This is a genomic window from Stenotrophomonas sp. AR029, from assembly GCF_047520695.2.
Lineage (GTDB): Bacteria > Pseudomonadota > Gammaproteobacteria > Xanthomonadales > Xanthomonadaceae > Stenotrophomonas > Stenotrophomonas sepilia.
In genome coordinates, this window is record NZ_JAXBQQ020000006.1 from 25779 (window position 1) to 34213 (window position 8435).

General features: G+C 66.2%; 8 protein-coding genes. 1 reads left to right on the top strand and 7 read right to left on the bottom strand.

Features of this window, described 5'->3' with window-relative positions; genetic code table 11:
- Positions 1-16 precede the first annotated feature (16 nt).
- Positions 17-1351, bottom strand: coding sequence for a 23S rRNA (uracil(1939)-C(5))-methyltransferase RlmD (gene rlmD, locus ACM0PB_RS16670; protein WP_065179469.1), 1335 nt, complete (start codon positions 1349-1351; stop codon positions 17-19).
- 127 nt (positions 1352-1478) lie between these two features.
- Here rlmD and ACM0PB_RS16675 point away from each other — a divergent pair, with 127 nt between their 5' ends.
- Entirely contained in the window at positions 1479-2207 is a 729-nt protein-coding gene (locus ACM0PB_RS16675) for a response regulator (RefSeq protein ID WP_005418228.1), read from the top strand.
- A 692-nt stretch (positions 2208-2899) separates the two neighbouring features.
- Here the strand turns inward: ACM0PB_RS16675 and recO are convergent.
- From recO to lepA, 6 genes are read right to left on the bottom strand one after another with little or no spacing between them, the layout of a single operon-like run.
- The gene (gene recO / locus ACM0PB_RS16680) at positions 2900-3619 is read right to left on the bottom strand and encodes a DNA repair protein RecO (RefSeq protein ID WP_053499700.1); all 720 of its coding nucleotides are present in this window, start codon (positions 3617-3619) and stop codon (positions 2900-2902) included.
- Positions 3620-3637: 18 nt separating this feature from the next.
- Complete coding sequence (gene era, locus ACM0PB_RS16685) at positions 3638-4534, bottom strand: GTPase Era (protein ID WP_005410599.1); 897 nt, start codon at positions 4532-4534, stop codon at positions 3638-3640.
- Positions 4531-5211, bottom strand: a complete 681-nt coding sequence (gene rnc, locus ACM0PB_RS16690; RefSeq protein ID WP_005418230.1) for a ribonuclease III — start codon at positions 5209-5211, stop codon at positions 4531-4533. Before rnc ends, era begins: the two co-directional genes overlap by 4 nt.
- Complete coding sequence (locus ACM0PB_RS16695; RefSeq protein WP_014038086.1) at positions 5201-5584, bottom strand: DUF4845 domain-containing protein; 384 nt, start codon at positions 5582-5584, stop codon at positions 5201-5203. The genes rnc and ACM0PB_RS16695 overlap by 11 nt, the downstream gene beginning before the upstream one ends.
- A gap of 37 nt (positions 5585-5621) precedes the next feature.
- Positions 5622-6416 carry a signal peptidase I gene (gene lepB / locus ACM0PB_RS16700; RefSeq protein WP_005418234.1) on the bottom strand — a complete coding sequence of 265 codons (795 nt, stop codon included), beginning with the start codon at positions 6414-6416 and terminating at the stop codon, positions 5622-5624.
- A gap of 54 nt (positions 6417-6470) precedes the next feature.
- Positions 6471-8264, bottom strand: a complete 1794-nt coding sequence (gene lepA, locus ACM0PB_RS16705) for a translation elongation factor 4 (protein WP_005418237.1) — start codon at positions 8262-8264, stop codon at positions 6471-6473.
- Positions 8265-8435: the final 171 nt, after the last annotated feature.

The following is an 8435-nucleotide window of genomic DNA, read 5'->3' on the forward strand; positions in this document are numbered from 1 at the left end:
GGGTGATGACAGCTGCTCAGCGCTTTTCGAATACCGCGATGCTTTCCACGTGCGCGGTGTGCGGGAACATGTCCATGGCACCGGCGCTGACCAGGGTGAAGCCCTGTTCGTTGACCAGATAGCCGGCATCGCGCGCCAGCGAGCCCGGGTGGCAGCTGACGTAGACGATGCGCTTGAACTGCTTCAGCGGCAGCTGCTGCAGCACTTCGATCGCGCCCGAGCGCGGCGGATCCAGCAGCAGCTTGTCGAAGCCCTGGCGCATCCACGCCGTGCTGCGCTGGTCCTGGGTCAGGTCGGCGCTGAAGAACTGCGCGTTCGCCAGGCCGTTGCGCTCCGCGTTCTCACGCGCACGCGCGACGAGGCCGGCATCGCCTTCCACACCCACCACTTCACGCACACGGCGGGCCAACGGCAGGGTGAAGTTGCCCAGGCCGCAGAACAGGTCCAGCACGCGCTCGTCCTCACCCGGCTGCAGCAGGTCCAGGGCGTGGGCGATCATCTTCTCGTTGAGCTTGGCGTTGACCTGGATGAAATCCAGCGGGCGGAACGCCAGCTCGACATCCCACGGCGCCAGCCGGAACGACAGCGCCACGCCCTGCCCGTCCAGCGGCTGCACGGTGTCCACGCCACCGGACTGCAGGTAGATCACGAAGCCATGCTGCTGGCCGAAGGCGGCCCAGGCCGCGCGGTCGGCATCGCTGAGTGGCTGCAGGTGGCGCACGGTCAGGACCACGGCCTGGTCACCGGCGATGAATTCGATCTGAGGGATGTCACGCTTGCCATCGAGCGTTTCGATGAAGGTGGACAACGCCTCGACCTTGGTGCCGATCTCCGGAATCACGGTCAGGCACTGGCTGAGGTCGGCGACGAAACGCGGATCCTGTTCACGGAAGCCAACCAGGGTCTTGTCCTTCTTCTCGACCCGGCGCACCGAGAAGCGGCCCTTGCGGCGGTAGCCCCAGCTCTCGCCGACCAGCGGCGCAAGCACGGTGCCCGGCTTCACATGGCCAATCCGCTCCAGGTTATCCATCAGCACGCGCTGCTTGGCGACGATCTGCTGGTCTTCGTCCAGGTGCTGCAGCACGCAGCCGGCGCAGGTACCGAAATGGGGGCACTTGGGGATCACCCGCTGCGGCGAGGCCTGCAGCACCTCCAGCGTGCGCGCCTCGTCGAAATGGCGGCTGCGGGCAGTCTGTTCAGCCATCACCACCTCACCGGGCAGGGCGCCGCTGACGAAGGTGACCTTGCCGCCCTCGCCTTCACGGCGGGCGACACCGCGACCATCATGGCTGAGGTCGAGGATCTCGGTCTGGAACGGGGTACGGTCGGTGCGGGAGCGGGATCGGGCCACGTGGCAACAGGCTGCGGGCAAAAATGGGGGCGTATTGTCGCAGATCCTGACCGATGGGGCCCGGACCCGCTTGCGCCCGTGGCCGCCGTGCTTGATGATTGGGACAGCTGACATGGAGGCAGCCCTGATGCAGATGACCCCGCGGGCCGCACGGCCCCGCTTCCTGCTTGTCGAGGACGACATCATCAGCCGCGGTTTTTTCAAGGCGGCGTTGGAAACGTTACCGGCGGACGTGGACACCGCAGATTCACTGGCCAGTGCCCTGGCCAGTGCCGAGCCCGGCTCGCATGACCTGTGGCTGATCGACGTCAACCTGCCGGACGGCAATGGCGCGCAGCTGTTGCGTGAGTTGCGCCGTTCACATCCCGACACGCCGGCGCTGGCACATACCGCCGACGGCGATGCCTCCATTCACGCCCGCCTGCGCGAAGCTGGTTTCAGCGACACCCTGGTCAAGCCACTGGGCCGCGACCAGCTGCTGAAGGCCGTGCGCCGAGCGCTGGTCAACAGCCCGGCGGGGATCTTCGTGGCACAGGCCCCGGCCGCGGTCGAACTGGCCGTACAGGACTGGGACGAGACCGCAGCCCTGGCAGCGCTCAATGGCCAGCGCAACCACCTGATCGCACTGCGCGAACTGTTCCTGGCCGAGTTGCCGGGCGTGCGCGACGCGGTCGAGCAGGCGGTCGACCAGCACGACGAGCGCCAGTTGCGCAGCCAGTTGCACCGATTGCAGGCCAGCTGTGGCTTCGTGGGGGCGGCACGGTTGGGACGGGCGGTGCGCCAGCTGCATCATGCGCCCGAGTCCGGGCAGGCCCAGGCGGGGTTCCGCGACGCGGTGGCTGCCCTGCTGCACTGAGGGTTGCTCGGCAGGGCTGCGCCCTGCACCCGCAGATGCTTCAAGCCAAGGCAACAGCAAAAGCAAAAGCTGGCATCCCGTGGGTTGGCGGGGCGGTATCGGAGTGCGGGGACGCCGTAAACCCGTCCATGGGGGCTTGGCAGCCGCATCCATGCGGCTGACACCCCGCCCTCCGATACCGCCCCGCCTTCGACAGGTTCACTCGGCTGTTGGTAGGTGTCGACCTTGGTCGACACATCTGTCAGATATCGAAATTCAAACTGGGGTCAGATCCGTTTTCCGAAAGAAAACGGATCTGACCCCGTCGGCATGTCCGACAGCTCGCAAGAATCTGTCGAAGGCGGGGTGGGGCCGGTTGAGGGGGCGTGAGCCGCATGGGCCCGAGGCATGCCTCGGGCGGGTTGGGCAGGACGCCCAACCCCGGTCTTGCCGTGTGCGCAGGACAGCGCACACGAGCAAGCGGCGACCGAGCTACATGGGTGAGGGCGCTTTGTTTGCGAAGCACTGCTTCGCAAGCGCCCGAACGCACAGCCGCTGGCGGCTGGGCCGGGCCCCGGAGGGGTACTTGCAGCGCCCCTCTCAACCGGACCCACCCCGCCATCCCACGGAATGCACGCTGTTGCTGTTGCTGTTGCTGTTGCTGTTGCTTTGGCCTCGGCAGGTGCAGGGCTGCAAGCCCTGCTCAACACCCCCTACCTGCGGGGCGCCAGCTGCTCGAGCATTTCCCAGGACTTCAGGCCGCGCGGCCCCAGGTGATGGGCCAGCACCCGCCGCATCGGCAGGCGCAGGCTGGCCAGATCGGCGGCATCCGGCTCTTCGTCGGCCGCCAGCGCCAACAGCGCCGACCCGGTGGCGGCTGCCCGGCGCTCCCCGCCGCGCTCGCTCAGCAGGCGCTGCGCACCCTCCTGCGGGTCCAGTTCGTAGCGCGCCGCCGGATCGATCGGCTGGCCATCGCTGGCGCTGTCCAGCTCGAAACCCAGGCCCAGCGCAGACAGCAGCTCGCGTTCGAAACGGCGCAGGGTCCAGGCCAGGCCAGCGCCCACCGCCAGCCGCGCACGCGCCTCGCCGTAGGCGAGGTACAGCTCCGGCAGCGGGTCCTGGCGCGGGGCCAGGCGCAGGGTCAGTTCGCTCAGGTAGAAACCGGCCAGCATGGCCTGCCCGACCAGGCGTGGCGCGGCATCCAGCGCCTCGGCGCTACGCAGCTGGGCCAGTTCCCCCCGCTGCTGGGCACTGAAGCGGATCCACTGCAACGGCTGCAGGGCGGCGCGCAGCACCTGGCCCTTGGCAGTGGACACGCCACGCGCAAGCAGCCCAATACGGCCATGCTGTGCGCTCAACACTTCGACCAGCAGGCTGGTCTCGCGGTAGGCCCGTGCGTGCAGCACGAAGCCGGTGTCGTCCTCGATCATCATCGAAGCGACTACAACGCCTTACTCGTAACCGAAGGCCTTCAGCGCGGCCTCGTCGTCGGACCAGCCTTCACGCACGCGCACCCAGGTTTCCAGGAACACCTTGGCCCCGAACAGACGCTCCATCTGCAGGCGGGACTTGGCGCCGATCTCCTTCAGGCGGGCGCCGCCCTTGCCGATCACTATGGCCTTCTGGCCTTCACGCTCGACCCAGATCACCGCACCGATGCGCAGCAGGTTGCCGTCCTCGGTGAAGCGCTCGATCTCGACAGTGGTGGCGTAGGGCAGTTCCTCGCCGAGCTGGCGCATCAGCTGCTCACGCACCAGTTCACCGGCCAGGAAACGCTGGCTGCGGTCGGTGATCTCATCCTCGCCGAACATCGGCGGGGCTTCCGGCAGCAGCTTCAGCACGTCGCGCACCAGCGCTTCCAGGCCATTGCGCTTCTGCGCGGAGATCGGATGCACGGCGGCGAAGTCGCGACCCTCGGTCACCTGCTGCAGGAACGGCAGCAACGCGCCCTTTTCCTTCAGGCGATCGATCTTGTTGACCACCAGCACCACCGGGATGCCGGCGTCGCGCAGCACGTTGAACGCCAGGCTGTCCTCTTCATCCCAGCGACCGGCTTCGATCACCAGCAGGCCGGCATCGACGCCTTCCAGCGAGCCACGCGCGGCGCGGTTCATCACCCGGTTCATCGCCCGCTTCTGCACCTTGTGCAGGCCGGGGGTGTCGACCAGCACCAGCTGGCCTTCCGGATAGGTGGCGATGCCCAGCAGGCGATGGCGCGTGGTCTGCGGACGGTTGGAGACGATGCTGACCTTGGCGCCGACCAGAGCATTGGTCAGGGTCGACTTGCCCACGTTCGGGCGGCCGATGACGGCCACGCTGCCGCAATGATGGGGAGTTTGTTCGCTCACTTGGAATCCAGTTGTTCTAGGACGGCCGCAGCCGCCTGTTGTTCGGCAAGCCGCCGCGAGGCGCCTTCGCCCTCGGTGCTGGCGGCCGGGTCGGCTACGTTGCAGCGTACCCGGAAATGCTTGGCGTGGTCGTCACCGGATTCTGACACCAGTTCATACTGCGGCAACGCCTTCTGTCGGGCCTGCAGCCATTCCTGCAGGCGGGTCTTGGGGTCCTTCTCGGGCCGGCCGGAGGCCGGCAGTGCCTCGATCGAAGCGCTGAACCAGGGCAGTACCACCGCCCGGCAGGCCTCGAAACCGGCATCCAGGTAGATCGCAGCCACCACGGCTTCCACCGCGTCGGCCAGGATCGAATCACGACGGTGGCCACCGGACTTCATTTCGCCCGGGCCCAGGATCAGCCGCTCGCCCAGCTCCAGGCTACGTCCAATCACCGCCAGCGCGCCCTCACGCACCAGTTCGGCGCGGGCACGGGTCATCGCGCCCTCGTCAGCCTTGGGCCAGCGTCGGTACAACGCCTCGGCCGCCATCATGTTGACGATGCTGTCGCCCAGGAATTCCAGGCGCTCGTTGTGTGGCGCACCGGCGCTACGATGCGTCAGCGCCTGCTTGAGCAGCGCCGGGTCGCGGAAGGGATGACCGATCAGGTCACCACGTTGGAAAGGTTTATTCGGCACCGCTTCGAGTCAGGTCCTGGGATGAATCGAATTTGCCAACCACGTCCAGGTTGCCGACCAGCGGACGGCGCACTTCGTAGTTGACCTTGAGGGTCCAGCCATTGTCGCGACGGTCGAACTTCACGTTGGCCGGCTTCACGTTTTCCGAGTAATTGATGTACAGGCGCTTGAAGAACAGATCCTGGATCCGGGCCGGCTCCATGCTGCCCACGCCCGGCTCCTTGGCCAGGCTCTTCATCGCCGAGCGCACCGCGTAATACTCCTGGTACATCGGGAACAGCTTCATGCCGATGTAAAGGAAGAAACCCACCACGATCAGGACCGCCAGGAACGAGGTCAGGGTCATGCCACGCTGCGTGTTCATCGTCTTCATTGCGTTCTCCCCAGATACGCGTTGGATGTGAAGGTACTCAGTTGATGCTCGAGCCGATCCGCGACGGCTCGAAGCCATCCTTGCAGAACCAGCCCTGGCAGTTCAGCCAGATCAGGAAGGCCTTGCCGCGCAGGTTTTCTTCCGGCAGCAGGCCCCAGAAGCGGCCATCGTCGCTATTGTCACGATTGTCGCCCATCACCAGGTACTTGCCGGCCGGTACGGTCCACTGGCCCTGGCCACGCGGATAGTCGGTCTCCAGCACGGTATGGGTACGGCCCGGCAGGTGCTCGACCAGCAGGTTGGCGCCCTCGCCCTGGCCCTTGTGCCCGGCATAGATGCCCTTGTTGTCGTACTTCAGCGGTTCGCCATTGAGGATCACGCCGTCGCCTTCGAAGACCACGGTGTCACCCGGCACGCCGATCACGCGCTTGATGAAGTTCTCGCCCTTGGCCGGATCGTTGTCGCTGTGGCCGGGGAAGTGGAACACCACCACGTCGCCGCGCGACGGCTCGCCGAAGGGGACGATCTTGGTGTTGCTGATCGGCAGGCGCAGGCCGTAGGAAAACTTGTTGACCAGGATGAAATCGCCGATCAGCAGGTTCGGCATCATCGAGCTGGACGGGATCTTGTACGGCTCGGCGATGAAACTGCGCACGATCAGCACGATCGCCAGCACCGGGAAGAATGCACGCGAGTAGTCCACCAGCACCGGCTCGGTGTCGAGCAGGCCCGCGCGCTGGGCGCGGCGCTTGGCGAGGTACAGCTTGTCGGCGAGCAGGATCAGGCCCGAGGCCAGGGTCAGCACGACCAGGAGGATCTCAAACAGTTTCATTCAGGGTCCTTTGCAACGTCACCAGACGACCGGCCCCGCGAGGCCGGTGCGGGCTTACTTGTTGTCCATCTGCAGCACGGCCAGGAACGCTTCCTGCGGGATCTCCACGCGGCCGACCTGCTTCATGCGCTTCTTGCCTTCCTTCTGCTTTTCCAGAAGCTTCTTCTTGCGCGAGACGTCGCCACCATAGCACTTGGCCAGCACGTTCTTGCGCATCGCCTTGACCGTGGTGCGGGCGATGATCTGCGAGCCGACGGCAGCCTGGATGGCCACGTCGAACATCTGGCGGGGGATCAGGTCCTTCATCTTCTCGCACAGCTCGCGGCCGCGGCGGTCGGCGTGGCTGCGGTGCACGATCAGCGACAGTGCGTCGACCTTGTCACCGTTGATCAGCACGTCAACGCGCACGAACGGGCCCGCGTCGAAGCGCACGAAGTGGTAATCCAGCGAGGCATAGCCACGGCTGACCGACTTGAGCTTGTCGAAGAAGTCCAGTACCACCTCGGCCATCGGCAGCTCGTAGCTGATCTGCACCTGGCTGCCCAGGTAGTTGATGCCGATCTGGCTTCCGCGCTTTTCTTCGCACAGCTTGATGATGTTGCCGATGTACTCCTCGGGAGTGAGCACGTTGGCGCGGATGATCGGCTCGCGGATCTCCTCGACCTGGTTCACCGGCGGCAGCTTGGCCGGGTTGTCCATGTTGATGACCGAGCCGTCGGTCTTCAGGACCTCATACACCACCGTCGGCGCGGTGCTGATCAGGTCCAGGTTGTATTCGCGTTCCAGGCGCTCCTGCACGATCTCCATGTGCAGCATGCCCAGGAAGCCGCAGCGGAAGCCGAAGCCCATCGCTTCGGAGCTTTCCGGCTCGAAACGCAGCGCGGCATCGTTCAGGCGCAGCTTGTCCAGCGCTTCGCGCAGGTCCGGATAGTCTTCGGCATCGACCGGGAACAGGCCGGCGAACACGCGCGGCTGCATTTCCTGGAAGCCCGGCAGCGGCTTCGGCGCCGGATCGCCGGCCAGGGTGAGGGTGTCGCCGACCGGCGCACCATGCACGTCCTTGATGCTGGCGGTGACCCAGCCCACTTCACCGGCACGCAGCGCCGGCAGCACCTTGCGCTTGGGAGTGAACACGCCGACGTTGTCGACCTGGTGGTTGCGGCCGGTCGACATCACCTGCAGCTTGTCACCGGCCTTGATCTCGCCCTGCATCACGCGCACCAGCGAGACCACGCCCAGGTAGTTGTCGAACCACGAGTCGATGATCAGCGCCTGCAGCTTGTCGGTGTCGCGCGGCACCGGCGGCGGGATGCGATGGACGATCGCCTCCAGCACGTCCTGCACGTTGAGGCCGGTCTTGGCACTGACCGGCACGGCGTCGGAGGCGTCGATGCCGATCACGGCCTCGATCTCGGCCTTGGCGCGCTCGATGTCGGCGGTGGGCAGGTCGATCTTGTTGATCACCGGCACCACTTCCAGGCCCTGCTCCACTGCGGTATAGCAGTTGGCCACCGACTGCGCTTCCACGCCCTGCGCCGCATCGACCACCAGCAGCGCGCCTTCGCAGGCGGCCAGCGAGCGGCTGACTTCATAGGAGAAGTCGACGTGGCCGGGGGTGTCGATGAAGTTCAGGTGATAGGTCTGCCCGTCCTTGGCCAAGTACGGCAGTGACACCGATTGCGCCTTGATCGTGATGCCACGCTCGCGCTCGATGGGATTGGAGTCGAGCACCTGCGCTTCCATCTCGCGGGCCTGCAGGCCACCACAGAGCTGGATGATGCGGTCGGCCAGCGTGGACTTGCCGTGGTCGACATGGGCGATGATGGAGAAGTTGCGGATGTTCCGCATCGAATCAGAAGACATAGGTGGCGGCGGCGCGCGGCGTCGTCAGGGTAACGGTCGATTATCGCACGCCCGGCGCCCGGCCGCGAAAACTGCCTCATCGGACCGGGTCCAGAACGGACGAAGCCCCGCCGGGGCGGGGCTTCGGGGGGGGGGGGGGGGCCCGCCCCCCCGCCC